Below are 25,549 nucleotides of genomic sequence, written 5' to 3' on the forward strand. Positions count from 1 at the left end.
CTGGGAGAGTAGGTCGCTGCCAGGCCTGCCAAGGACAAGAAATTCTCCTCTTTCGATGTTCGAATACGAAAACGCCGCTTCCTTCGGGAGGCGGCGTTTTTTTGTTTGTGCGCGGCGTTTGTCGTCCGCCGCGGGGCCGCGCCCCTTGCATCTTTCCGTCACGATCCGCGTTCAGCATGGATGGCGACTGAGCCGCCGAAAGCCGGCGCTAGATGCCCGCTGCATCCATGTCCGCGCTCTCGTCGAGTTGAAAGCGGACAGGCGGAAGTTCATGAGGCATTCACGCGGGGACCGATAATCCGATTCCGGCTCTGAGCCCTGCCAATCAAAGATCCGAGGAGACCTCCATGCCAGCCTTGCTTCGTCCCGCCCTCACCGCGCTTGGCGTCGCGTGCCTGCTGTCCGCAGCAACGCTTGCATCGCCCGGCACCGCGCTCGCGCAGGCCAAGCAGCAACCGGCGCCGGCACAGCAGACCGCGCCCGCGCAGGCTCCGGCGCTGAAGCAGATCGCGCTGACCGACAAGCGACTCGACGGCGTGCTCGCCGCGCAGAAGGACATGGATGCGATCACGGAAAAACTGCCCGAGAACACCGCGCCCGACCAGAAGGTGATCGGCCAGCTCGAAGGCGTCGCCAAGAAGAATGGCTTTGCCAGCTACGATGATTACAACAACGTCGTCGACAATATCAGCCTCGTGCTCGGCGGCTTTGATCCCGCGACCAAGAAATATGTCGGCACCGAAGCCGTGATCAAGGCGCAGATCGCGCAGGTCCAGGCCGACAAGAAGATGCCGGCCAAAGACAAGAAGGAAGCGCTCGACGAGCTCAACGAAGCGCTGAAGACGCCGGCGCCGGAGATCGAGAACAAGGCCAATATCGATCTCGTCGGCAAGTACTACGACAAGCTGGTCGCGGCGCTGGGTGACGATGAGAATTGAACCTCTCCTCTCACCGCTGTCATGCCCCGGCTTGACCGGGGCATCCAGTACGCCGCAGCGGATGCGATGAGCGCAAGCTCCATCGCGGGCCTCTGGATACTGGATCGCCCGGTCAGGCCGGGCGATGACACCTTTGGTGACGCGAGCTTTCGCTTAACCCCGCCACCGCCGTAACAAAAAGCCCCGGAGACATCTCCGGGGCTTTCGTCGTTTCCAACCTCAGACGTCGCTCAGCGCCTCACGTCCGCGTCCGCATCCGCATCATGAAGCTGTCGAAGCTCAGCTCGGCGACCTGCATCCAGGCCAGCGATTCGCTGCGGAAAGCCGTGAGGCTCGCATACATCTTGCCGAAATGCGGGTTGGTCTTGGCGAGATCGGCGTAGATCTCGTTGGCGGCGCCATAGCAGCTTTCCAACACTTCCTGCGGGAACGGCTTGAGGATCGCACCGGCTACCAGCAGACGCTTCAGCGCCGGCGGATTGACGTAATCGTATTTGCCGGTCACCCAGGTGAAGGTATCGCGCGACGCGGCATCGACCGCGGCCTGGTAGTGCTTCGGCAGCGTGTTCCACTTGTCGAGATTGATGATGTTGTGACCCTGGCCGGTGCCTTCCCACCAACCGGGATAGTAATAGTACTTCGCAACCTTCACGAAGCCGAGCTTCTCGTCGTCATAGGGCCCGACCCATTCGGCGGCATCGAGCGTGCCCTTCTCCAGCGCGGGATAGATATCGCCCGCCGCGATCTGCTGCGGCACACCGCCGACCTTGGCGATGATCGTGCCGGCAAAGCCGCCAACCCGGAATTTCAGGCCCTTGAGATCGTCGATCGACTTGATCTCCTTCCGAAACCAGCCGCCCATCTGCGCGCCGGTGGACCCCGTCGGAATGCCGATGGTGTTGTATTCCTTCAGCAGCCCATTGATCAGGTCCTGGCCGCCGCCCCACTGCAGCCACGAAATGTGCTGGCGCGTGTTCAAGCCGAACGGCAGCGACGTGCCGAACGTGAAAGCGGGGTTCTTGCCCCAGTAATAATACAGCGCGGTGTTGCCCATCTCGACCGTGCCGTTCGCGACGGCGTCGAGCACCTGCAGGCCCGGCACGATCTCGCCCGCGGCGAATGGCTGGATCTGGAAACGATTGTCGGTGATCTCGGCAACGCGCTTGGCGAAATACTCGCAGCCGCCGTAGAGCGTATCGAGCGCCTTCGGCCAGCTCGCGGCATATCGCCATTTGATCTCGGGCATCGACTGCGCGATCGCCGGCGCAGCGACAGCACTCGCGGCCAGGCCCAATCCGCCTGCCGTCAGGAATTTACGACGTTCCATGCGCTTCCCTCCGTTAAGTCGATGCTTCGACCAGGGAACGATCTTGGTGTCGTCTTGTCTTCGTCGACGCTCGACGTTTTCTGTTGAGACGTTGTGGCGTTTCCGAACGGCCCTTGAGGGCACTCGAAGATGGAATTCCGATCGTTGCGGTTCCGCGGGTGAGGATGACCGGGCGCTTCGCCGGAATCAAGTCCCACGTCTCAAGTCTCATGGGCGCCTCGCAGGTGCGAACGCCGGCGTGACGCAAGTCGTGCCTGTCAATGATCTGCTATTCACTCACGCAAAAACCGGGAGGGTTGCGAATGACAGGCAAAAAGGTCGTAGTTGCCGGAGCGAGCGGTCTCGTCGGCAATGCCGCGTTGCGACACTTCGGCATAGCGGGCGGGTGCGATGTCATTGCCCTGTCCCGGCGGAAGCCGCGCGATCTCTACGGCGCTCGCCATGTCCCGATCGACCTGACCAGCGCAGCGGATTGCGGGCGCGCCGCTTCGGAACTGAGCGGCGCCACGCATCTGATCTACGCGGCGCTCTATGAGGCGCCGCAGCTCGTCGACGGCTGGCGCGACCCGCAGCAGATCAAGACCAACGACCTGATGCTGCGCAATCTGATGGGGGCCCTCGAGCCTGTGGCGCCCGGCCTCAGGCACGTCGCTCTGCTGCAGGGCACCAAGGCCTACGGCGTTCACGTGCGCCCCTTGACCGTGCCAGCCCGCGAAGGCCGCTCCGAAATGTACGAGCAGCCCAACTTCTACTGGGCGCAGGAAAGCTTCTTGCGCGAACTCCAAACCGGCAAGGCTTGGCACTGGAGCATCCTGCGGCCGGTGCTGATCGTCGGCCTCGCCATGGGCGGCGCCATGGATTTGATTCCGCCGCTCGGCGTCTATGCCGCGATGCTGCGCGAGCAGGGCAGGCCGCTCGATTTTCCCGGCGGCGCCGCGCGCGTCGCGCAGGCCGTCGATGTCGATCTCCTCGCCCGCGCCATCGCCTGGTCGGGCGAGGCCGAGACCGCACGCAACGAGGCCTTCAACGTGACCAATGGCGACGTCTTCACCTGGGAGAACATCTGGCCTGCGGTCGCCGATGCTCTCGAGATGAAGCCGGGCAAGCCGGTCCCGCTGTCGCTCGCCAGGGCGTTTCCATCCTGGGTCGGCCCCTGGGATGCGCTGCGGCACAAGCACGACCTCATATCGCCCGCGCTGGCCGAATTCGTCGGCCTCTCGTTCCAATATGCCGATTACAGCCTGCGCTACGGCCAGACCGAATCCGGTCCGCCCTCGATCGTCTCGACCGTGAAGATCAACCGCGCCGGCTTCACCGAGATGATGGACACCGAGGACATGTTCCGGAAGTGGTTCAGGCAGGCGAAGGAAGAGCGGCTGCTTCCCTGATGGAGAACCAAAGCCGATATATCGGGATCGTTTTCAAGTAGCTCATCGACTGGGTACGAGGAAAGCGGCGCGCGAATGCGCCGCTCTCTCGTCGTAATCCGAAGTGGATTTAAGCCGTGCGCCCGATCCGCCGCGTAGCTTCTTGCTTGCTGCCGGCGTGCGTTTCCTCTTTCAGCACGTCGCTGACGCGGCCCCAATTGATCACGTAGGCTGCGGCGATTTCGTGGTGATATTGGCCGCTCCAGCGGCGCAGCCAGACGTCAACAGCTTCGTCGAAAGTGAACTGGGTTTTGCGGGGTCGGTTGTCTTGAACGAGGGGAGTAGCCACGCTAAGGTCTCCATGTGGTGACGGGCATGCGAAAGCATGCCCTTTGAGAACATCACGGAAAGCCGAGCCCGCCTGCGAAGTGTGCTCGGCTTTTCCATGCGCGAATCGGCTTGGGCCGAGTCGCTGCCCTATAAGGCCAAAGCCGCTAGGGTCGCGCAAGGTGGCGCGGAAAGTCATCCGTTTCAAGGGATTGCAACGTGGTTCCCCACGATTTACCGGCAAAAACCAATGGCGCCGCCCGCTGCCCGAGAACGATCAGCGGTGGAAACGCCAGCGGCATTGTGCTGGAATCTGACAATCGTTGCAGCCTATGGCCCTAAGCCGACGGCCGCCTCAGCCGCCCTTAAGTCCGCTGTCCATGATAAATGCGGTCGCCACATGAACTTGCCTCGACCGCAGCTTTTGACCCACAGCGGACCAAGCGATTGCTTCAATCTACGCGGAAGTTTGATTGGTCGTTTTCATCGATGATGGTAATTGTGCGCCCGCCTTCGAACAGGAAGACGACCTTGCCTCCGGCAGCAATGGTTTCCATCCGATATTCTCTGAGACGAAGGCCGATGACGCCAGAAATGGCACCCACATCTACGTGAGGATATTCCCAACCCTCGCTCGCAACGCCCCACGGGGTCGGCTGCCCCTCCGATTGCCGCCAGATTATCAAGCCGCAGTCGAGAACGAGTTTGTGCCAAACGCCCGCGAAGCAGACGTGAACGACATTGGCGTTTGCTATGAGCGCTCCGTTTTGAGCAAACCCCTCACACACGAATGCGTCACACCGGAGCCCCGCCAACGCAGGTGATTGTCCGTTTATGCCCAAGCGTCTTGGCCCTTTGCCGATTCAGGATCCCTTGTACATCAAGACGAGCCGGCAATGTCGCCTTGTGAACCTTCGCTGCCGTTAAAGCGGTGCCGCAACATGTAGGTTCAGAAGGGGAGACCGAAAAATTGCAGCCCAGCGTCCGGCCGACGCTTTTGACCCGTAGCGGACATCTCACGTTCCGCTATCATGTGAACTTCAGATGTAGCATGGAGGCGGCTTGTTCCCCGATCCCACTCTTAAATGGCGGCAATATGCGTCGATTATCGATGGTATCGAACGCCCGCCTTATGTTTTCGACCAAGGCCTTTGGCGTGGCGTGCTCTACCTCATTGTCGTGGCACCAAATCCCAGTCGTCGCGCTTATGGCATCGAAATGTCCTGCGAGATTTATGCGGGTTTCGATGAAATGATCTACTCGGTAGCCGATCACGGGGATAGGGCGGGAATGTACGACGGCGGCGTTGATATCAAGGAGGCGGTAAATTCCGCACTGCTGAAAGCATACGCCGCGACCGATCCAGTCGGACGGAAGCCACGACATTTCTCCTTCGTCGGTAGCGAGTACTGCTATGAGGTGCTCGGCTTCTCGGAGCCGATGATCCGCCCCTTCGACAGCCCCGAGGAGGCGTATGCGTGGGGGCCTTCCAGACAGGATTCACCGTGGGATTTCCACTAGCTTTGTTCCCATAAGGCGTGACGCCGATGCTTGCCCAAAATGGCTCCGACCACAGCAGAAGGCCTGTCGGCTTGTAGCCCATAGCTGACCTGAATCGATGTTCAGCTTGAGTCCGCAAAGCGTCGGCCAGCGGACATCGCTCAGGCCGCACCAATCTCGAATTATGAGTGCGTCGCCTGATCAGCGCTGACGAACGCAGCTTCCATGGCCTTCCGCGTCTTGACCGTCTCGTTGCCTGCGTCAAACTCGATGTCGCTCCAGCGCACGATCTCGCCATGGGCCACGTCGTGCTTCAGCTTCAGCCGATGCGCCAGCCCGATCGGCAGCGCGCCGGCCTTGAGGCTCGCGGCCGCCGGCACCAGCTTGCCCCACACCGTGTAGCCGCCTTCGCCGTCCAGCATCTCGCCGGCGCGCAGGTTGCGTTTTGCCACGGCGGCGACGTCGCCACGGAAGCCGTGGGGCTGCCCGGTCGGCTCGCCCCGTAGCGCTGCCGACAGCACCGAGATGTTCAGCTCGAGGCCGATCAGATGATAGGGCTTGTACATCGCCGCGTACCGCCCGCTGCCGTCGGTCTTGAGGCCGTATTGCCTGAAGCAGTCGGCGGCGTAGTCGTTCGGCGCCTCCAGCACGACGTAAACGCCCCAGCGCAGATCGCGAAACACCGGCCTTCCGTCGCGCTCGAGCGAAGAGACCACCTCCACGACGCCCGATCGCTCCAGCACGCCGCCCCTGCTGCGCGGCCGCATGATGTGCGGGAGGTCGTCGACGCCGCAGGGTGGAAACAGCAGACCCTCCGCAGGCACGTCCAGTCCGCAGGCGTTCGCAATCGCGGCCATCTCGATCGCCGATTTGGTGCCGTCGAGGAAGGAGTTGAACATCTGCGGATTCATGCCGGCCGATTGCGCCTCGCCCGCGGTCAGCCCGTAATGCTGCCAGACGCCATCCGGCGTCACGTCGTGATAGGCCGGCAGATATTTCGTCCCCTTGCCTGCGGCAACGACGTGAAAGCCGGTGGCGCGGGCCCAATCCACCATCTCCGCGGTCAGCGCCGGCTGGTCGCCATAGGCAAGCGAATAGACCACGCCGGCCTTGCGGGCTTCCTCGGCGAGCAGCGGACCCGCCAGCACGTCGGCCTCGACATTGACCATCACGATATGCTTGCCGGCCGCGATCGCCGCGCGGGCGTGCCTGATGCCGACGGCCGGATTGCCGGTCGCCTCCACCACCACGTCCATCGCGCCACCGGCAATGGCGCGCGCGCCGTCATCGGTGAAAACGGTGGCGGCGATGCGGTTCTCGTCCCATCCGACGGTGCGGCAGGCCTCGCGCGCGCGGTCGCGATCGATATCGACAATGATGGGCACCTCCAGTCCCGGCGTGTGTGGCACCTGCGCCAGAAACATCGAACCGAATTTTCCGGCGCCGATCAGCGCGACACGGACGGGCTTGCCGGCGGCAGCGCGGGCCTGGAGGAGGCGGAAGAGATTCATGGGGATGGTCCGGTGATACAGAAATTCGTGAGGCGCGTGTCTCTATCAGTTCGTCATGGCCGGGCTTGACCCGGCCATCCACGTCTTACTGCTGGCGATCGTGTCAAGACGTGGATGCCCGGGACAAGCCCGGGCATGACGCCTGAGATGTTTGCACGACTACGCTTACTCCGCCGCCTGCCGCGGCGCACGGGCGAGCCGCACCAGGGCGTCGTCCTCCACCGTCTTGATCGGTGCGAAGTCGCGATGCGCAATGTACTCCGGCCGCGTCGGGGTGCGGATGTAGTTCGAGACCGCGTTCAGCGTCAGGTACACGATCTTGCGCGGATAAGGCGTGATGTTGCCGCTAGAGCCATGCACGAGATTACCGTGGAACATCAGCATGCCGCCCGGCTTGCCCGTCGGCGCCACGATGCCGCCCTGCTTGACGAGGCGCGTCACGGTCTCCTCGTCCAGCGTCCACAGCGGATAGGAGGTCGTCGCGAGGTCGTGCGAGGCCTTGAGGTCGCCGGCGTTCTGGCTCTGCGGTACCAGCATCAGCGGGCCGTTGATCGGCATCACCTCGTCCAGGAAGATCGCGATGTTCATCGCGCGCGGCTCGGGCATGCCGTCGTCGCGCTTCCAGGTGCCGTAGTCCTGGTGCCATTGCCAGACGTCGCCGGTGAAGGCGGATTTTGCGTTGATCTTGAACTGGTGCATGTAGACCTGCTCGCCGAACAATTGCTCGACCGGGTCGATCATGCGCGGATGCGCACCCAGGATGCCGAACGCCTCGTTGTAGAGATGCGCGGCAAAGGCGGTGCGCGGCGCGCCGCTCTTCTCGCGCCAGACTTCCGGCCGGTTCGCGTCATAGATGCCGACCGCCTCGCGCGCGAGGAGATCGACCTCCTCCTGGCTGAACAATTCGGGCAGGAACAGCCAGCCCTCGCGGTGGAAGAACTCCAATTGCTCCTGGGACAGTTTCATGGGTCATCCTCCTGTTTTGTCGTTTTTTCTCTCTCGTCATGCCCAGGCTTGTCCCGGGCATCCACGTTCTTCCAGCGTCGAACAAAGTCGTGGATGGCCGGGTCAAGCCCGGCCATGACGGCGACGGAGATCGTGACCTACGCCGCCGCCTCTTCCGTCGCCCTCAATCTCTCTTCGGTCAGCCGTCCTGCCGTCTGCGCATGTGCAAGCGCCGCGCGTTCGGCCGCCTTCGCATCGCCCGTGAGAATGTGTCCGGCAATGTCGGCATGCTCGGCCCAGGCGCTGCCGCGATAATCGAGCTCGGACAGCACCGTCGCCATCGAGCGGCGCATGTGCGGCCATTGCGGTGCAATCGTCTCCTCGATCACGGGATTGCCGGCGAGCCGATAGATCGCGCGATGAAACTCGACGTCGAGCGCGATCAGCTCGGCGAGCGTGGTCTTGCCGTCGATCCCGCGCCCGGCGGCGAGCGCCGCCTCCAGCCGCGCGCGTCCCGCCGCATCGGTTGCGGCGCGTTCGCCGGCAAGCCGCGCCGCCAACGCATCGATCGCGCCGCGCACCTCGTAGAGCTGGCGGATGCGTGCGGGATCGAGCTGGGTGACTTCAAAGCCACGCCGGCCGCTCTCGGCGACCAGCCCCTGCCGGTGCAACAGGTGCAGCGCATGCGACACCGGCTGGCGCGACACGCCGAGCCTGTCGGCGAGCTCGTTCTGCCGGATGCGCTGGCCGGGCTGCAGCGTGCGGTCGGAGATCGCCTCCAGGATCCGCGCATAGACCTGGTCGATCAGGTTCGGAAGCGGGTCGAGAGGGATCACGCCGGCAGCTCCAAGAGCCGTGACAGGGAATACGGAATTCCGTATTCGAAGATACGGTGAGAGGATAAAGGCGTCAAGCGCGACCAACGGGGCGTACAACCCCGTTTTTTCGCTCCGCCAAGTCATTGATATTGCTGAGGTCGGCTACTGTGCATGGGGTTGTTTTCGAGGAAAAGAGTGTGAGCCCGCTCAGTCCGCGAGAAACGCGTCCACCGCCTCCCCGAACTCCAGCGGTGCCTGCTCGAACATCCAGTGGCCGGCATTGGGGGTCACGGCCGTCTTCGCCCCGGCGATGTGCTCGGCCAGCACACGCCACATCACCGACAGGCTCCCCGTCGTCGCGCCGCCGCCGATCAGCAGCGTCGGGGTCCTGATCGCCTGCGCGTCCGCGAGCGTGTAGGGCCTGCGCTGCTCGTTGATCTGGCCGAGGAAGGTGATCGCGTTGTCGCGCAATTGCTGCTTCGCCGCCGCCGGCACGCGCCGCCACGAACCGTCGCCTTCGATGCCTTCGTAGAAGTTCTGCAGCGCGCCCTCGATGTCGCCGGCGCGGATCATCTCGACCGAGCGCGCCGTGCGCGCGGCCAGCGGCGGATGCGCGGGCGTGCCTGCAGGCACCGGCAGGCCGGCATCGAGATCGCCGCCGGGCTCGGCCAGCACCAGCTTGCGCAACAGATCCGGCCGCGCTTGGGCCACGCGAAAGGCGATGTGGCCGCCGCGCGAATGGCCCATCAAATCGACCGGCGCGGGTTCGACCTGCTCGATGAAAGCGATCACATCGGCGACGTGCTGGGCCATCTTGTAGTCGTCGCCAACGCCATCCCAATGCTCGGGAAAGAAATGCCGCAGGCTGACCGAGATCACGCGATGCGATTTCGACAGGGGGCCGAGCACTGAATACCAAGTGCGGAAATCGCCGAGCGTGCCGTGCACGCAGACCAGCGGCTGGCCCTCCCCGACTTCGAGATAGGCCATGTCGTAACCATTGACGCGAAATGTCTGCATGATCAGCCCGCCAGGAAATCCAGCACCACTTCGGAGTATCTCTGCGGCGCCTGCTCGAACATCGGGTGCGTTGCGTTCGGGATGACCGCCGTCCTGGAATACGGCACATGCGCCGCGAGCGCATGCAGTACTTTCGGCAGCAGGCCCTTGGTGCGCGCGCCCAGGACGAACAGCGTCGGCATCTTGATGGACGCCGCGTCGGCCTTCGAGAATGGCGGGCGGTTGTCGCGGACCTGGCCGATCAGCGTGAAGGCGTTGTCACGCAGATTCTGCTTCACCAGCGCCGGCAGCCGCGGCCAGGTGCCGGCGCCTTCAAGCGTGTCGACGAAGACCGCAAGGCCGCCGTCGACGTCGCCGGCCGCGATCTTCTCGGCCGAGGCGGTGAACCGCGCCAGCAGCGGCGAGGGGCCGCCGGCATAATCGGGGTCGAGGCTCGCATCGAGCTCGCCGCCGGGCTCGGCCAGCACCAGCCGCCGAAGCAGCTCCGGCCGCCGCTGCGCCACACGGAAGCAGATGTGCCCGCCGCGGGAATGGCCCATCAAATCGACCGGGCCGAGGTCGAGCTTGTCGATGAAGGCGATGACGTCGTCGACATGTTGGGCGATCGAATAGGTGTCGCCAACGCCATCCCATTGCGCCGGGAAGAAGTGCCGCAGGCTGACGGCAATCACCCGGTGCCGCTGCGTCAGCGGCCCGAGCGCGCAGCCCCAGACGCGGAAGTCGTTGAGCGAACCGTGAACGCAGACCAGCGGCGGCCGGCCCCGGTCTTCGCCCACGTCGAGATAGGGCATGTCGTATCCGTTGACATGGAGGCTCTGCATTCTGGGCTCGCGAAAAGGGGAGGCGGAACTCCTGTGCAAGATTCCCGGAAACCGGGTGGATCGCAACTATTTCCAAGCCTAGATTTGGGCTCAGTTCACATTGGGGGCATGCGAGGGAACGCAAGCCAGGGACCAAGCCATGACTGACCAGCATTTTGCCCTGTTCGATAGCAAGATCGGCCTGTGCGCCATTGCCTGGGGTCCGCGCGGCATCAACGGCACGCAACTGCCGATGGGCGGTGAGCAGAAGATCCGCACCCGCATCAGCCAGCGCCATGCCGACGCGAGCGAAGCCGAGCCGACCGCCGAAGTGCAGCAGGCGATCGACCGCATCACAAAGCTGCTCGCGGGCGAGCCGGATGATCTCGCCGACATCCCGCTCGATCTCGATGGCGTGCCCGATTTCAACCGCGGCGTCTACGCGATCGCCCGCACCATTCCGCCGGGAAAGACCGTCACCTATGGCGACATCGCCAAGCAACTCGGCGGTGTCGAGCTGTCGCGCGAGGTCGGCCAGGCGCTCGGCCGCAACCCATGTCCCATTGTCGTGCCCTGCCATCGCGTGCTGGCGGCTGGCAACAAGCCCGGCGGCTTCTCGGCGAATGGCGGCGTGGTGACGAAGCTGAAGATGCTGGAGATCGAAGGCGCGCTGGTGAACCACACGCCGAGCTTGTTTGATTGAGGCGATGCGGCGGCGGTTAGATCTTCGCCGCCGCCTTCGGCCAATATTTGTCGCGCAAATGCCGCTTCACCAGCTTGCCGGTGGGCGTGCGCGGCAGCTCGGCCTCGAAATCGATCGAGCGCGGGCATTTGATGGTCGAGAGGCGGCTCTTGCAGTAGGCGATCAGGTCGGCCTCTAGCTCCCTGCCGGCGCGCTTGGGATCGTGCGGCTGCACCACCGCCTTGACCTCTTCGCCCATCTCCTCGTTCGGCACGCCGAACACGGCGACGTCGGCGACCTCCGGGTGGGTGATGAGCACGTCCTCGGTCTCCTGCGGGTAGATGTTCACGCCGCCGGAGATGATCATGTAGGACTTGCGGTCGGTGAGAAAGAGAAAGCCGTCACTGTCGAGATATCCGACGTCGCCGAGCGTCGACCAGCCTTTTGCGTTGTAGGCCTTCTTCGTCTTCTCGGGATCGTTGTGATAGGTGAAAACCGGCGCATCGGCGAAATAGACCGTGCCAATCTCGCCTATCGGCTGCTCCTCGTCGTTCTCGTCCAGAATCTTGATTTTGCCGACTACGGCGCGGCCGACGCTGCCGCGGTGCTCCAGCCATTCTTTCGAGTTGCAGACGGTGACGCCGTTGCCTTCGGAGCCCGCGTAATACTCGATCAGGATCGACCCCCACCATTCGATCATCTTGGCCTTGACTTCGACCGGGCAGGGCGCGGCGGCGTGGATCGCGCCCTTCAGCGTCGAGACGTCGTGGCAGTTACGGACCTCGTCCGGCAGCTTCAGCATGCGCACGAACATGGTCGGCACGAGCTGTGACTGCGTCACCTTGTATTTTTCGACCAGCTTCAGGAAATCTTCGGCGTCAAAGTGCTCCATGATGATGGAGGTGCCGCCGAGCACGACCGCCATCATGTTGAAGCGCAACGGAGCCGCGTGATAGAGCGGCGCCGGTGAAAGATAGATAGTCTCGGCGTTCATGCCGCACATGCTGGCGCAGAGCACGCGCAGAAACGCGTTCGGCTCGTCGATCGGCTTGCCCTCGAACGCCTTCTTGATGCCCTTGGGCCGGCCGGTGGTGCCCGACGAATACAGCATGTCATAGCCGGCGACCTCGTCGGCGATCGGCATTGTCGGCTGCGCGGCGGCTTCTTTGTCGTAGGAGCGGAAGCCGGCCTGCGGCTCGTCCATCATGTAGAAGACCGGCTCGCCGGGTGCGCCCTTGATCAGGGCCTTGATCTGGTCGGCGCATTTCGGTGTCGTGATCACGACCTTGGCGCCGCAATCGGCGATAATGTAGTCGATCTCGTCCTGTTTCAGATAGCGGCTGATCGCGGTGTAATAGAGCCCGCTGCGTTGCGCAGCCCAGCAGATCTCCATGAAGGCGAGGCGGTTCTCCATCAGCAGCGCGATGTGGTCGCCGGCCTTCAGCCCGAGCGAGCGGAAAAGGTGCGCGCCCCGGTTCGAGAGCTCGTCGAGCTCGCGATAGGTGATCGCCTTGCCGGTCCCGGCCATCTGATAGGCGATCTTGTCGGGTGTGGCGCGGGCGTGGATGGAGGGGTGAGTCATCGCCGAGATCTCGCAACGTAAACGGTGTCATCCCGGCCTAGTGCGCAATTGCGCACGGGGGGCCGGGATCCATAGCCACCGATCCAAATTGTTGAACGCGATGTCGCCCCTGCGCAGCTTAACCACAGGCTCGTGTGGTTATGGGTCCCGGCCTTCGCCGGGACGACACCATTAGCGACGCAGCAGCTTACAGCCGCTCCACGATCGTCACGTTGGCCATGCCACCACCTTCGCACATGGTCTGGAGGCCATAGCGCTTGCCGCGCTGATGCAGGGCATGCACCAGCGTCGTCATCAGCTTGGTGCCGGAGCCGCCGAGCGGATGGCCGAGCGCGATGGCCCCGCCATTGACGTTGAGACGCTCCGGATCGGCGCCGGTGGTCTTCAGCCACCCCGTCGGCACCGAGGCAAAGGCCTCGTTGACTTCGAACAGGTCGATGTCGTCGATCGTCATGCCCGCCTTCTCCAGTGCGCGCTTGGTGGCGTGCAGCGGTGCATCGAGCATGATCACGGGGTCGCCCCCCATCATGGTCATGTGGTGGACGCGCGCCAGCGGCTTCACGCCAAGCTGCTTGAGGCCACGCTCGTTCACCACCATCACGCCGGAGGCGCCGTCGCAGATCTGGCTGGCGCTGGCCGCGGAAAGCTTGCCGTTCTCGGCGATCAGCTTGACGCCCTTGATGCCGTCGAGCGTGGCGTCGAAGCGGATACCCTCGTCGATGTGGTGGGTGTCCTTGGAGCCGTCGGCGCGGGTGATCTCGAGCGGCACGATCTCCTTTTTGAAGTGGCCGGCCTGCGTCGCCGCGATCGCGCGCTGATGGCTGTTGTAGGAGTACTGGTCGAGCTCGTCCTTGGAGAGGCCGTACTTCTCGGCCATCATCTCGGCACCGGTGAACTGGCTGAACACGATGTTCGGATAACGCTGCTCGATACCCGGGCTCTTGTAATTGCCAAAGCCGTTCTTGGCGGGAAGCTGCGACGACAGGCCCATCGGCACGCGCGTCATCGATTCCACGCCGGCGGCGATCACCACGTCCATCGCGCCGGACATCACGGCCTGAGCTGCGAAGTGCAGCGCCTGCTGCGACGAGCCGCATTGGCGGTCGATTGAGGTGCCCGGCACGCTCTCCGGCAGCTTCGAGGCCATGATCGCGTTGCGCGCGACGTTGTTGGACTGCTCACCGACCTGCATCACGCAGCCCATGATCACGTCCTCTACCAGCGCGGGATCGACTTTGGTGCGATCGACCAGCTCGTTCAGGACCTTCGCGGCGAGATCTGCCGGATGCCATCCGGCGAGGCGGCCCCCCTTGCGCCCACCGGCGGTACGCGCAGCGGCGACGATGTAAGCCTCGGCCATTTCGGTTTCTCCCTGGATTATTTTGAACGGTTGGTTGTCGGAGCGGATTTAAGGGGCGACTGGTTGTTTAGTCAATCGATCAATTAACTCTTGTGGGGAGGCGCTGCTTGGGCTTATCTGCGGCCGCTCTCGCGCCAAAACCAGGGATCTCCGTGACTACCAGCGTACCGAACAGGCTCCCCAGCGGAAAGAATTCCACGGCAGAGAAATTGCTCGTGGCCGCGAGCGAGCTGATGATCGAACGCTCCTCGATCGAGATTTCGCTGAGCGACATCGCCCAGAAGTCCGGCGCCAACGCCGCGCTGGTTAAATATCACTTCGGCAACAAGGACGGCTTGCTGTTGGCGCTGCTCGAGCGCGACGCGGGAACGGAACTGTCCAATCTCGAATATCTGCTGGCGCAGCCGATCACGCCCACCGCGAAGCTGAAGCTGCATATCGGCGGCATCATCCGCGCCTATCACCGGTTTCCCTACATGAACCGGCTGATCCACTATCTGCTGCACGAGAGCGTCGCGGGCTCCGCGGACGAAGTCTCGAAATTCTTCGTCGCACCGCTGCTCGACTTTCACCGCCGCCTGCTCGCCGAAGGCGTCAGTCAGGGCGAATTCCGCGCGACCGATCCGGTGCTGTTCTACACCAGCCTGATCGGCGCCTGCGATCATTTGTTCTTCGGCCGGCACGCGATGTCACGCGCGACCGGCGTCGGCCCGGTCACCGATGACGTTTGCCGGCAATACATCAAGCACATGGAAACGCTGATCTGCGGCGGCATTCTCACGAATATCGAGGAAGCTGCCGCGGCCGGATGATCCGGCCAGAACGCAGAAGTCTAGAGAAGAAACGCCCAAGGAAAGGTACAAGCGATGCAGTTGAAAGACGTAGCCGTTCTCATCACCGGCGGCGGGTCGGGCCTTGGCGCCGCGACCGCCCGCGCCATGGCCGCCAAGGGCGCCAGGATCGGCGTGATCGACCAGAGCAAGGAAAACGCCGAGAAGGTTGCCGCCGAAGTGAAGGGCATCGCGCTTCACGCCGACGTCACCAACGAGGAGCAGATCAAGGCGGCGATCGCCAAGGCGGAGGCCGCGCACGGCGTCGCGCGCGTGCTAATGAACTGCGCCGGCATCGGCGGCTCGCAGCGCATCGTCGGCCGCGACGGCGTCTACCCGCTGGAAAAGTTCGCGCGCATCATCAACGTCAATTTGATCGGCACCTTCAACTGCCTGCGTCTGTTCGCCGAGCGCCTCGTCACGATCGAGCCGGTCGGTGAAGAGCGCGGCGTCATTGTCAACACCGCTTCGGTGGCGGCTTACGAAGGCCAGATCGGGCAGATCGCTTATGCGGCGTCGAAGGGTGGCGTCGTCGGTCTCACGCTGCCTGCCGCGCGCGACCTCGCGAGCCAGAAGATCCGCGTCAACACCATCGCCCCCGGCCTGTTCCTGACGCCGCTGCTGATGGGCTTGAACGAAGAGGCCCGCAAGAGCTTAGGGGCCCAGGTGCCGCATCCCGCGCGTCTCGGCGACGCCAACGAATACGGCTCGCTGGCCGTGCACATCGTCGAGAACCCGATGCTCAATGGCGAGACCATTCGCCTCGACGGCGCGATCCGCATGGCGCCGCGGTAGGACTCTTTTTCCTTCTCCCCTTGTGGGAGAAGGTGGCGTGCGTAGCGCGCCGGATGAGGGGTCTCTATCCGCGGAGACAGACCCCTCACCCAAGCGAATTCCGGGTTCGCAGCGTACATGCCCTCTCCCACAAGGGGAGAGGGCGCAGCAATCGGCACCGCGAACGGCGGCAAGCACGAGGCGCCTCATGTCCCAACCGCTGCTGATCGAGCACAACGACGGCGTCGATACCGTGACGCTCAATCGTCCCGAACACCTCAACGCGCTCGATCCAGCGCTGATCGACGCGCTCAACGTCTATTTCCAGGGCCTCCAGCGCAACCGCGACACGCGCGTCGTGGTGCTGAAGGGCGCCGGCAAGAATTTCTGTGCGGGCCTCGATCTCAAGGCTGCGATGGCGCGCCGTGCCGGGCAGCAGGAGCCGCCTGACGTCACCGAGTCGCTGGATTCGCAGCGGCGCATCGCCGACATCGTGATGCTGATGCGGCGCTGTCCGCAGCCGATCCTCGCGCTGGTACAGGGCGCGGCGGCCGGCGGCGGCTTTGCACTTGCGCTCGCCTCCGACATCCGCATCGCGACGAGATCGGCGCGGATGAACTGCGCCTTCATCAAGCTCGGCCTTGGCGGCTGCGACATCGGCACCAGCTATTTCCTGCCACGCCTGGTCGGTGTCTCCGTGGCCTCGGAGCTGATCCTCACAGGACGCTTCATCGGCGCCGAACGCGCACTCGCGGTCGGGCTGGTCTCCGAGGTCGTTGACGAAGACAAGCTCGACGCCGCCGCCGAACCCTATGTCGACGCGCTCATCACGGCGTCGCCCGTGGGTCTGCGCCTGTCCAAGGAATGTCTCAACATGAGCGTCGATGCCGGATCGCTGGAAGCCGTGATCGCGATGGAGGATCGCAACCAGGTCCTGTGCAGCCGCTCCGAGGAATTTTCGGAAGGCATCAGGGCCTTCCTTGAGAAGCGAAAGCCTGTCTATATCAGGCGCTGACAATGAAGATCCGTAAAGGACGAGAAATTCCGGGAGACGCAAAATGAGTGGAAGCGCGGCGGCGGTGATGACGAAGCCCGCCTTTCGCAAGGTCAAGTGGCTTGCGCGCGACATCGATGTCGAGCGCCGCGACGACGGCACGGTGGTGCTGAAGTCGCGCATCCCGCTGCAGACCTACGAGAAGCATATCCCGGCTTCGCTGGCAAAATGGGCGAAGGAAGCGCCCGAGCGGATCTGGCTTGCCCAGCGCGGCGGCCCTAACCGCGAATGGCGTAAGGTGTCCTATGGGGAGGCCAAGCGCACCGTGGATGCGTTGACGCAAGGCCTGCTCAATCTCGCGCTTGACGGCCGACCGGTCACGATCCTCTCCGGCAATTCGATCGAGCACGCGCTGATGACGCAGGCCGCGATGCAGGCGCGCGTCCCGGCCGCGCCGGTCTCGCCGGCCTACTCCTTGATGAGCCATGATCACGTCAAGCTGAAATACCTGTTCGACCTGATCAAGCCCGGCGTGGTGATGGTGCAGGACGGCACGACTTTCGAGAAGGCGCTGAAGGCCCTCGATCTCACCGGCGTCACCGTCGTTCACGTCTTGCGGCCCTGCGAGGGCATCGAGAGCGTCAGCTTCGCCGAGCTAGCGGCGACAGCCGTGACCGCCGATGTCGAAGCGTCGATCGCAAAGATCACGCCTGAGACCGTCGGCAAATTGCTGTTCACGTCAGGCTCGACCGGCATGCCCAAGGCCGTCATCAACACGCAAGCGATGATGTGCGCCAATGCGGCGATGATGATGCAGGTGCGGCCGCGCGATCCCAGCGGTCCGATCTCAACCATGCTGGACTGGATGCCCTGGAACCACACCATGGGCGGCAATGCGGCCTTCCACCCGATCCTGGTCGATGGCGGCACGCTCTATATCGATGACGGCCGGCCGATGCCGGGCCAATTCGATGAGACGCTGCGCAATCTGCGCGAAATCTCGCCGACCTATTACGCCAACGTCCCCGCCGGCTATGCCGCGCTCGCCGCCGCCATGGAGAAGGACGACGCGCTGTGCCGTTCCTTCTTCAAGAACCTCTCGATCATGGCCTATGGCGGCGCGCGGCTGCCGGATGATCTCTACGACCGCATGCAGGCTCTCGCCGTGAAGACCACCGGCGAGCGCATCGTGTTCTACACCGGCTGGGGCTCGACCGAGACCGCGCCGACCTCGACCGGCACCTATTGGGACACCGAGCGCGTCGGCCTGATCGGCCTGCCGTTCCCCGGCGTCGAGTTGAAGATGGTGCCGTGCGGCGAGAAATACGAGCTGCGTCTGCGCGGCGTCAACGTCACGCCGGGATATTTCGGCCAGCCTGATCTGACGAAGAAGATGTTCGACGAGGAAGGTTTTTATTGCATCGGTGACGCCGGCGTCTTCGTCGACGACACCGATCCGGTGAAAGGCATTATCTTTGCCGGGCGCGTGGTGGAAGATTTCAAGCTGACCACCGGCACCTTCGTCCATGTCGGCTCGCTGCGCACCGATGCCATCGCGGCCGCGACGCCCGTCGTGCATGATGCGCTGGTCGCGGGGCAGGATCGCGCCTTCATCGGCCTGCTGGCCTGGCCGAACCTGCATGCCTGCCGCCAACTTGTCGGCAAGGCAGATCTCAGCTTCGAGGCTGCAGTGAAGCATCCCGAGGTGATCGCCTGCTTCAGGCGCGGGCTGGAGGCTCACAACAAGGAGTGCGAAGGCGCCAGCAGCCGCATCATCGCGCGTGCCATGCTGATGGCCGAGCCGCCCTCGATCGACGGGAACGAGCTCACCGACAAGGGCTACATCAACCAGCGCGCCGGCCTCGAGCGCCGTGCCCCGCTGGTCGAGCGGCTTTATGCCGACAAGCCTGACCAGGACGTCATCGTTCTCAAGTAATCGACATCATCAACACGGATACGCGCCATGAACTTCGATTTTTCCGACGACCAGAAGCAGCTCCGCGATCAGGCGCGCAAATTCCTCACCGAGAAGTGCCCACCCAAGGCGGTGCGCGCAGTCCTCGACGGCAAGGCGCCCTACGACAAGGAGCTCTGGAAGGGCCTCGCCGAGATGGGTTTTCTCGGTGTCGCTATTCCCGAGGATTTTGGTGGCGCCGGCGCCGGTCATCTCGAGCTTTGCGTGATCGCTGAAGAGATGGGCCGGGCGAACGCACCGGTACCGTTTTCCTCCACGGTGTATCTCGCTGCCGAAGCGCTGCTGATTGCAGGCAGTGACGCGCAGAAGAAGAAATGGTTGCCGGCGATTGCCTCGGGCGAGGCGATCGGCACGCTGGCGCTGTTCGAGGGAAAAGGCAATCCGTCACCGAAGAACGTCAAGCTCACGGCTGCGAATGGCGTACTCAATGGCGTCAAGAAGCCGGTCGCCGATGGCGCGATCGCCGACTTCGCGGTGGTCGCGGCACGGACGGGATCGAGCGGACGCGACGGCGATATCTCGCTGTTTCTGGTCGATCTCAAAACCGGCGGTATCGAGGTGAAGAGCCTCACCAACCTGGATCCGACCCGCGGACAGGCCGAGATCACTTTCAGCAATTGCAAGGCCGAGCCGCTCGGTGCTGCGGGCGAAGGCTGGAGCATTTTGACTCAGGTGCTCGACCGCGCTGCGGTGCTGTGCGCCTTCGAACAGGTCGGTGGCTCCGACCGGGCGCTGGAGATGGGCCGCGACTACGCGCTCGACCGTATCGCCTTTGGCCGCCAGATCGGCTCGTTCCAGGCGGTGAAGCACATGCTTGCCGACATGTACGTCTCGGCGACGCTGGCGCGTTCCAACAGCTATTACGGCGCCTGGGCACTTTCGACCAATGCATCCGAATTGCCGGAAGCGGCTGCCGCCGCGCGCATCAGCGCGACGCAGGCGTTCCAGCACTGCGCCAAGAACAACATCCAGGTTCATGGCGGCATGGGTTTCACCTGGGAGTTCGACTGCCACATGTATTACCGCCGCGCCAATGCGATGGCGCTCGGGCTCGGCAGCCTGTCCTATTGGGAAGACCAGTTGATCGATCGCATGCGCAAGAAGAACGCGGCGTGAGCCGCCGTACGTGTCCCGGACGCGATGCGGCACATAGTGCCGCTTCGCAGAGCCGGGACCCAGGGGCCGCAATGGACCCCGGCTCTGCAGCGCGTCACTTCGTGCTGCGCAGCGTCCGGGGAGCGAACGAGAGATGAGACAATGAACTTCGACGACACACCGCAGGAAGCCGAATTTCGCGCCACAGCGCGCGCCTGGATCGCGGCCAATGCACCCAAGCAGTACGAGGAGGAGCTTCGCAAGTCCTCGCTCGGCCGCACGCAATTGAAGAACGCCAACATTCTGGAAGTGGCAAAGGCCTGGCAAAAGAAGAAGGCCGATGCCGGCTGGGCCTGTCTGCACTGGCCGAAGGAGTATGGCGGCCGCGGCTCGTCGCCGATCGAGCGCGTGATCTGGCAGCAGGAAGAGGGACCGTTCGGCCAGCTATCCCGCATATTCATCATCGGCCACGGCATGTGCGGGCCGACCATGATGGCGTTCGCGCGCGAGGAGCATAAGCGCGCCTATCTGCCGCCGCTCGCCTCCGGCGAGAAGGTGTGGTGTCAACTGTTCTCCGAGCCCGCCGGCGGCTCGGACGTCGCGGGCCTGCGCACGCGGGCCGAGAAGGATGGCGACGACTGGGTCATCAACGGCCAGAAGATCTGGACTTCGGGCGCGCACTATTCCGATTACGGCATTTTGCTCACCCGCACCGATCCGACCGTGCCCAAGCACAAGGGCCTCACCATGTTCTTCCTGGACATGAAGAGCCCTGGCGTCGAGGTGCGGCCGATCAAGCAGGCGAGCGGCACTTCCGATTTCAACGAGGTCTATTTCACCAACGTTCGCATTCCCGATCATCAGCGCCTCGGCGAGGTCGGTGACGGCTGGAACGTCTCGCTGACCACGCTGATGAACGAGCGCAGCGCGATCGGCGCGGCCGTTTCGACCGGCTTCCCCGAGCTGTTCGAATATTGCTCGAGCCTGATGCTGGACGACGGCCCGGCAATTGAGGACCGCGCGGTGCGCTCGAAGCTGGCCAACTGGGCGGTGAAGGCGAGCGGACTGAAATACACCAGCATGCGCGCGATCTCGGCGCTGTCGAAGGGCGAGCGCCCGGGACCGGAAAATTCCATCGGCAAGCTGGTCGCGGGCTCCATGATCCAGGATGTCGCGACCTATGCGCTGGACTTGCAGGGGGCGAGCGGCGTCATCAGCAGCGCCGAGGATGCCGAGGTTGCCGGCCGCTTCCAGGCGATGCTGCTGCGTGCGCCGGGCACCCGCGTCGAAGGCGGAACCGACGAGATCATGCGCAACATCATCGCCGAGCGGGTGCTGGGCCTGCCCGGCGATATCAGGGTCGACAAGGACGTGCCGTTCAACAAGATCCCGACCAAGGGAAGATGAATCGTAGGGTGGGCAAAGGCGCGGAGCGCCGTGCCCACCAACTCTGTCGAGCATGAGGGAAAGGTGGTGGGCACGCTTCGCTTTGCCCACCCTACGCACCGAACAAGGATTGAGAGGTTCGCCATGAATTTCGACGATACCCCGCAGGAAGCCGCATTCCGCGAGACCGCACGCAAATGGGTCGAGGCCAATGCACCGAGGGAATTGCATGCCGAGCTGTCGAAATCCTCGCTCGGCCGCATCCGCCTGGCCAATCACGACATCGTCGATGTCGGCAAGGCCTGGCAGAAGAAGAAGGCCGAAGGCGGCTGGGCCTGCCTGAACTGGCCGAAGGAATATGGTGGCCGCGGCGCGACGCCGATCGAGCGCGTCATCTGGCAGCAGGAAGAAGGCGTCTACGGCAAGCTGACGCAGCCGTTCCAGATCGGCGAGGGCATGTGCGGCCCGACCGTGATGGCCTGGGGCAGCGAGGATGCCAAGCGTCGCCATCTGCCGAAGCTGGCCTCGGGCGAGGAGATCTGGTGCCAGCTGTTCTCCGAGCCGTCCGCCGGCTCCGATGTCGCGGGCCTGCGCACGCGCGCGGAGAAGAAGGGCGACGATTGGGTCGTCAACGGCCAGAAGATCTGGACCTCCGGCGCGCATTATTCCGACTTCGGCCTCCTAATCGCGCGCACCGATCCGAACGTGCCCAAGCACAAGGGTCTCACCATGTTCTTCCTGGACATGAAGAGCCCCGGCGTCGAGGTGCGGCCGATCAAGCAGGCCAACGGCATGGAGGAATTCAACGAGGTCTATTTCACCGACGTGGTGATTCCGGACCGCCAGCGGCTCGGCGCCGTCGGCGAAGGCTGGAGCGTCTCGCTGACCACGCTGATGAACGAGCGCATGTCGATCGGCTCGCGGCTTGCGACTGGCGTCCCTGAAATGTTCGAGTTCTGCTCCAACCTGATGCTGGAGGACGGGCTCGCGATCGACGATCCCGCCGTGCGTTCGAAGCTGGCGAACTGGGCCGTGAAGGCGAGCGGGCTGAAATACACCAGCTACCGCGCGATCTCATCGCTGTCGAAGGGCGAGCAGCCGGGCCCGGAAAATTCCATCGGCAAGCTGGTCTCCGGCATGATGCTCCAGGACATCGCGACCTATGCCATGGACCTCCAGGGCGCGGCCGGCGTTCTCACAGGCAGCGACGAGGAGACGGCGCAGGGCCAATTCCAGCAGATGCTGCTGTCCTCGCCGTCGATGCGGATCGCCGGCGGCACCGACGAGATTTTGCGCAACATCATCGCCGAGCGGGTGCTGGGATTGCCGGGCGACATCCGCGTCGACAAGGACGTACCGTATAACAAGATCCCGACCAAGGGGCGGTGATCCCGTTTCTCGCTGCATCCCGTAGGGTGGGCAAAGCGAAGCGTGCCCACCAAAAGCAGATGCTCCGAGGAAAGTCTGTCGGTGGGCACGGGGCTAGAGCGCCTTTGCCCACCCTACGAAGAGAAGGGCACGGGTTAATTTCATGGACGCTGCAGTCAATCAGAATAACCGCATCGGCGTGCTCGAAGAGCTGCTCAACGAGCGCTACTCCGTCCGCGCCTTCCTGCCCAGGGAAGTCGACCGCGCCACTATCGAGCATGTGCTGACCACCGCGCAGCGTACCGCGTCCTGGTGCAACAGCCAGCCCTGGCAGGTCGTCATCGCCAGCGGCGAAGCCAAGGAGCGCTTTCGCCAGCTGATCTACAGGGAAGCCTCCAGCGGTCTCGGCGACGATTACGATTTCACCCCGCCGCGCGAATATGTCGGCGTCTATCTCGACCGCCGCCGCGAGAGCGGCTTTCAGCTCTACAACACGCTGGGCATCGCCCGCGGCGACAGAAGTGCTTACGCCAAGCAGGCGCTGGAGAACTACAATTTCTTCGGTGCGCCGCATGTGGCGATCATTCACACCAGCGAGCCGCTCGGCATCTACGGCGCGATCGATTGCGGTGCCTATGTCTCCAATTTCATGCTGGCGGCGCAGGCGCTCGGGCTCGGCACCATTCCGCAGGCGGCGCTGGCGCGCCACTCCGGCCTGATCCGCCGCCATTTCAATCTGCCCGATGATCGCCGCATCGTCTGCGGCATCTCGTTCGGCTATGCCGACAACGCCCACAAGGTCAACAGCTACCGCACGTCGCGTGCGAGCGTGGCCGAAACCGTGACCTTCGTGGACGAATAATCGATGCGGCGCAGGCGCCGCCGCATCACGTTTCAGACGTGATCACGTCAGACGTGCGAAGGCGGCCGCAGCAAGCGGCCCCCTTAAAAGCGGTCTCAGTCCGATTGAGGCCGGCCGTCAGCCGCCGCTGCCGCCGATCACGGCGCGAATGGTCTCGTCGGGTCCGAAATCCTCGGCGCCGTCGACATAGAGCAGCGCCGCGAGCTTGGAGCGCGCACGGTTGACGCGGCTCTTGATCGTGCCCACTGCGCAGCCGCAGATCGAGGCCGCATCCTCATAGGAGAAGCCGGAGGCGCCGACGAGGATCAGCGCTTCACGCTGGTCCTGCGGAAGCTTGTCGAGCGCCGTGCGGAATTCCTCGAACTCGAGATGGGCGTTCTGCGAGGGCTGTGTCTTCAGCGTCTTGGCATAATTGCCTTCGGCGTCCTCGACTTCCCGCCGCCGCTTGCGATAGTCGGAGCGGAACAGGTTGCGCAGGATCGTGAACAGCCACGCCGGCAGATTGGAGCCGGGCTGGAACGAGTCGATGTTGGCGAGCGCGCGCAACAGCGTCTCCTGGACCAGATCGTCGGCGCGATCGGCATTGCCGCTGAGCGAGATGGCGAACGCGCGCAGACTGGGCACGGCCGCCAAGATGTCGTTACGCAGGGAGTCCGTGAGAGGCATCAATCCCTCCCATTGTTGTTGTCGTTAGAACCGCCACCATTTTCCACTTGGGGTGTCGCTCCCGGCGCATCAAGTTTCTTGATCAGTTCCGCGAACCGGTCCGGAACCCCCTGCCGCACCACGTCGTCGTACATGGCGCGCAGCTGGTGCCCGATCCGGGACTGGATCTCCGGAGTGAGCCCTCCCTTACCGGGGGTCGTGCTTTTGCTGGCTTGAGACTTGAGATCTTTCATGACCTGTTCCACGTTTCCCCGAGTTAAGTAACTGTAAAATCGAGAAGTTCTCTCAACCGGGAGCCGTTCCCTGGATAGGCTCAATGCGAGCTGCGAGAAAAAGTTCCGCCCCCATGCGGAACTTTTCTTGATCTGAGGCGTAATCAGCCCAGCAGGGGAACCCGGGCCCCCCGCCTAACGCCTGCACGTCAAGGTCGGCCCGAAGATGATATGGAGTGGGGATGTCCCGTTCACAGCTTGTTGCTGAACACTTGCCGTTGTTGCGCCGGTACGCACGCGCCCTGACGGGCAGCCAGTCCTCCGGTGACGCCTATGTCGCAGCCATGTTGGAAGCCATGCTGGGAGATCCGTCGGTGCTCGACGAGAGCCACGGGCCGCGCGCCGGCCTGTTCCGGCTGTTCACCCAGATCTGGAATTCCGTGTCTGTCAACGACGATTCCGAGGTGACGAACCTGCCGATGCCGCCGGAGCGACGGCTGTCGAACATCACGCCGTTGCCGCGGCAAGCCTTCCTGCTGCTCTCGCTGGAGGGTTTTTCGGAAGAAGAGGTCGGCTACATTCTCGGCACCGACGTCGGCGAGACGCGCCGGCTTGCAGATGCCGCAGGCCGTGAAATGGCCGCCGAGATCGCCACCGACGTGCTGATCATCGAGGATGAGACCTTCATCGCCATGGATCTCGAAAGCCTGGTGAAGAACCTCGGTCACAATGTCGTCGGCGTAGCCCGCACCCACGCCGATGCGGTCGCCTTGGCAAAGAACAAGCGACCCGGCCTGATCCTCGCCGACATCCAGCTCGCCGACGGCTCGTCGGGCCTCGATGCCGTCAACGAGCTGCTCCGCACCTTCGAGGTGCCGGTGGTGTTCATCACCGCGTACCCGGAGCGCTTCCTTACCGGCGAGCGCCCCGAGCCGGCGTTCCTGATCTCGAAACCATTCCAGCCGGCGATGGTGTCGGCGGTGGCGAGCCAGGCGCTGTTCTTCCAGCGCAACTCCCGCAACCGCGCGCCGAAAGTGCCGGCGGCGTAAGGAAGCGCCTACGCCCGGCATGTGACGAAATCCCGATCCGGCGTGCTGCAAGGTGCGCCGGATTTTCGTTGATCAGGTTGCCACGCTTGACGGCCATCGAATTCACCGCTCATACCTCGCGCAGCGGCCGCGTTGCAGCCGCAGCGCCATCGGAGACGTGT

Annotated in this window: 24 protein-coding genes; 13 read left to right on the top strand and 11 right to left on the bottom strand. The window is 63.7% G+C overall.

Translation table 11 applies throughout. The annotated features are described in order from the left end of the window. The first annotated feature begins 347 nt into the window (after window positions 1-347). Window positions 348-938 (top strand): hypothetical protein, encoded by a 591-nt coding sequence (locus AC0L3P_RS27280; protein WP_473306684.1) that lies wholly within the window; start codon window positions 348-350, stop codon window positions 936-938. Window positions 939-1,176: 238 nt separating this feature from the next. Here the strand turns inward: AC0L3P_RS27280 and AC0L3P_RS27285 are convergent, their stop codons facing one another. Further along, on the bottom strand, window positions 1,177-2,265 hold the full coding sequence (locus AC0L3P_RS27285; protein WP_275170953.1) for a TRAP transporter substrate-binding protein: 1,089 nt from the start codon (window positions 2,263-2,265) through the stop codon (window positions 1,177-1,179). Window positions 2,266-2,567: 302 nt separating this feature from the next. Between AC0L3P_RS27285 and AC0L3P_RS27290 the strand changes: the two genes are divergently transcribed. Then, window positions 2,568-3,653, top strand: a complete 1,086-nt coding sequence (locus AC0L3P_RS27290; protein ID WP_473306687.1) for an NAD-dependent epimerase/dehydratase family protein — start codon at window positions 2,568-2,570, stop codon at window positions 3,651-3,653. A gap of 109 nt (window positions 3,654-3,762) precedes the next feature. Here AC0L3P_RS27290 and AC0L3P_RS27295 read toward each other — a convergent pair whose 3' ends face one another. Further along, complete coding sequence (locus AC0L3P_RS27295) at window positions 3,763-3,981, bottom strand: hypothetical protein (protein WP_473306690.1); 219 nt, start codon at window positions 3,979-3,981, stop codon at window positions 3,763-3,765. A gap of 1,040 nt (window positions 3,982-5,021) precedes the next feature. Here AC0L3P_RS27295 and AC0L3P_RS27300 point away from each other — a divergent pair. Next, window positions 5,022-5,480 carry a hypothetical protein gene (locus AC0L3P_RS27300; protein ID WP_473306693.1) on the top strand — a complete coding sequence of 153 codons (459 nt, stop codon included), beginning with the start codon at window positions 5,022-5,024 and terminating at the stop codon, window positions 5,478-5,480. 161 nt (window positions 5,481-5,641) lie between these two features. Here the strand turns inward: AC0L3P_RS27300 and AC0L3P_RS27305 are convergent, their stop codons facing one another. The 5 genes from AC0L3P_RS27305 to AC0L3P_RS27325 all read right to left on the bottom strand — a co-directional run bounded on the left by AC0L3P_RS27305 (window position 5,642) and on the right by AC0L3P_RS27325 (window position 10,574). Beyond that, window positions 5,642-6,970, bottom strand: a complete 1,329-nt coding sequence (locus tag AC0L3P_RS27305) for an NAD(P)H-dependent oxidoreductase (RefSeq protein WP_473306696.1) — start codon at window positions 6,968-6,970, stop codon at window positions 5,642-5,644. Between the two features lie 165 nt (window positions 6,971-7,135). Further along, window positions 7,136-7,936: a phytanoyl-CoA dioxygenase family protein gene (locus AC0L3P_RS27310; RefSeq protein ID WP_473306698.1), complete on the bottom strand. Its 801-nt coding sequence runs from the start codon at window positions 7,934-7,936 to the stop codon at window positions 7,136-7,138. Between the two features lie 137 nt (window positions 7,937-8,073). Then, window positions 8,074-8,751: a GntR family transcriptional regulator gene (locus AC0L3P_RS27315; protein ID WP_473306701.1), complete on the bottom strand. Its 678-nt coding sequence runs from the start codon at window positions 8,749-8,751 to the stop codon at window positions 8,074-8,076. 189 nt (window positions 8,752-8,940) lie between these two features. Next, window positions 8,941-9,753, bottom strand: coding sequence for an alpha/beta fold hydrolase (locus tag AC0L3P_RS27320; RefSeq protein ID WP_473306703.1), 813 nt, complete (start codon window positions 9,751-9,753; stop codon window positions 8,941-8,943). A 2-nt stretch (window positions 9,754-9,755) separates the two neighbouring features. Beyond that, window positions 9,756-10,574, bottom strand: coding sequence for an alpha/beta fold hydrolase (locus tag AC0L3P_RS27325; RefSeq protein ID WP_473306705.1), 819 nt, complete (start codon window positions 10,572-10,574; stop codon window positions 9,756-9,758). 139 nt (window positions 10,575-10,713) lie between these two features. Here AC0L3P_RS27325 and AC0L3P_RS27330 point away from each other — a divergent pair, with 139 nt between their 5' ends. Then, on the top strand, window positions 10,714-11,256 hold the full coding sequence (locus AC0L3P_RS27330; protein ID WP_473306707.1) for a methylated-DNA--[protein]-cysteine S-methyltransferase: 543 nt from the start codon (window positions 10,714-10,716) through the stop codon (window positions 11,254-11,256). Between the two features lie 16 nt (window positions 11,257-11,272). Here AC0L3P_RS27330 and AC0L3P_RS27335 read toward each other — a convergent pair whose 3' ends face one another. Continuing rightward, the gene (locus tag AC0L3P_RS27335) at window positions 11,273-12,817 is read right to left on the bottom strand and encodes an acyl-CoA synthetase (RefSeq protein ID WP_473306709.1); all 1,545 of its coding nucleotides are present in this window, start codon (window positions 12,815-12,817) and stop codon (window positions 11,273-11,275) included. Window positions 12,818-13,004: 187 nt separating this feature from the next. Then, window positions 13,005-14,177, bottom strand: coding sequence for an acetyl-CoA C-acetyltransferase (locus AC0L3P_RS27340; RefSeq protein WP_275170962.1), 1,173 nt, complete (start codon window positions 14,175-14,177; stop codon window positions 13,005-13,007). Between the two features lie 209 nt (window positions 14,178-14,386). On the opposite strand from AC0L3P_RS27340, the gene AC0L3P_RS27345 reads away from it, so the two are divergent. The 8 genes from AC0L3P_RS27345 to AC0L3P_RS27380 all read left to right on the top strand — a co-directional run bounded on the left by AC0L3P_RS27345 (window position 14,387) and on the right by AC0L3P_RS27380 (window position 23,461). Next, window positions 14,387-14,989: a TetR family transcriptional regulator gene (locus AC0L3P_RS27345; protein ID WP_018453285.1), complete on the top strand. Its 603-nt coding sequence runs from the start codon at window positions 14,387-14,389 to the stop codon at window positions 14,987-14,989. Window positions 14,990-15,043: 54 nt separating this feature from the next. Further along, on the top strand, window positions 15,044-15,802 hold the full coding sequence (locus tag AC0L3P_RS27350) for an SDR family NAD(P)-dependent oxidoreductase (RefSeq protein ID WP_354061210.1): 759 nt from the start codon (window positions 15,044-15,046) through the stop codon (window positions 15,800-15,802). 187 nt (window positions 15,803-15,989) lie between these two features. Then, window positions 15,990-16,796 (top strand): enoyl-CoA hydratase/isomerase family protein, encoded by an 807-nt coding sequence (locus AC0L3P_RS27355; RefSeq protein ID WP_473306712.1) that lies wholly within the window; start codon window positions 15,990-15,992, stop codon window positions 16,794-16,796. A gap of 43 nt (window positions 16,797-16,839) precedes the next feature. Next, on the top strand, window positions 16,840-18,711 hold the full coding sequence (locus tag AC0L3P_RS27360) for an AMP-binding protein (RefSeq protein ID WP_473306715.1): 1,872 nt from the start codon (window positions 16,840-16,842) through the stop codon (window positions 18,709-18,711). 27 nt (window positions 18,712-18,738) lie between these two features. Beyond that, the gene (locus AC0L3P_RS27365) at window positions 18,739-19,866 is read left to right on the top strand and encodes an acyl-CoA dehydrogenase family protein (protein WP_473306718.1); all 1,128 of its coding nucleotides are present in this window, start codon (window positions 18,739-18,741) and stop codon (window positions 19,864-19,866) included. A gap of 141 nt (window positions 19,867-20,007) precedes the next feature. Beyond that, window positions 20,008-21,252: an acyl-CoA dehydrogenase gene (locus AC0L3P_RS27370; protein WP_473306721.1), complete on the top strand. Its 1,245-nt coding sequence runs from the start codon at window positions 20,008-20,010 to the stop codon at window positions 21,250-21,252. 123 nt (window positions 21,253-21,375) lie between these two features. After that, window positions 21,376-22,620, top strand: coding sequence for an acyl-CoA dehydrogenase (locus AC0L3P_RS27375; RefSeq protein WP_473306725.1), 1,245 nt, complete (start codon window positions 21,376-21,378; stop codon window positions 22,618-22,620). 142 nt (window positions 22,621-22,762) lie between these two features. Further along, window positions 22,763-23,461, top strand: coding sequence for a nitroreductase (locus AC0L3P_RS27380; RefSeq protein ID WP_473306728.1), 699 nt, complete (start codon window positions 22,763-22,765; stop codon window positions 23,459-23,461). A gap of 117 nt (window positions 23,462-23,578) precedes the next feature. On the opposite strand, the gene AC0L3P_RS27385 is transcribed toward AC0L3P_RS27380, so the two are convergent. Together AC0L3P_RS27385 and AC0L3P_RS27390 are read right to left on the bottom strand one after the other, a co-directional pair. Continuing rightward, entirely contained in the window at window positions 23,579-24,127 is a 549-nt protein-coding gene (locus AC0L3P_RS27385; RefSeq protein ID WP_007597240.1) for a sigma-70 family RNA polymerase sigma factor, read from the bottom strand. Continuing rightward, entirely contained in the window at window positions 24,127-24,360 is a 234-nt protein-coding gene (locus AC0L3P_RS27390; RefSeq protein WP_007597239.1) for a NepR family anti-sigma factor, read from the bottom strand. The genes AC0L3P_RS27385 and AC0L3P_RS27390 overlap by 1 nt, the downstream gene beginning before the upstream one ends. Before the next feature lie 221 nt (window positions 24,361-24,581). Here AC0L3P_RS27390 and AC0L3P_RS27395 point away from each other — a divergent pair, with 221 nt between their 5' ends. Beyond that, the gene (locus AC0L3P_RS27395; RefSeq protein WP_007597237.1) at window positions 24,582-25,388 is read left to right on the top strand and encodes a response regulator; all 807 of its coding nucleotides are present in this window, start codon (window positions 24,582-24,584) and stop codon (window positions 25,386-25,388) included. Window positions 25,389-25,549: the final 161 nt, after the last annotated feature.

The sequence above is a fragment of the Bradyrhizobium sp. WSM4874 genome, assembly GCF_055811835.1.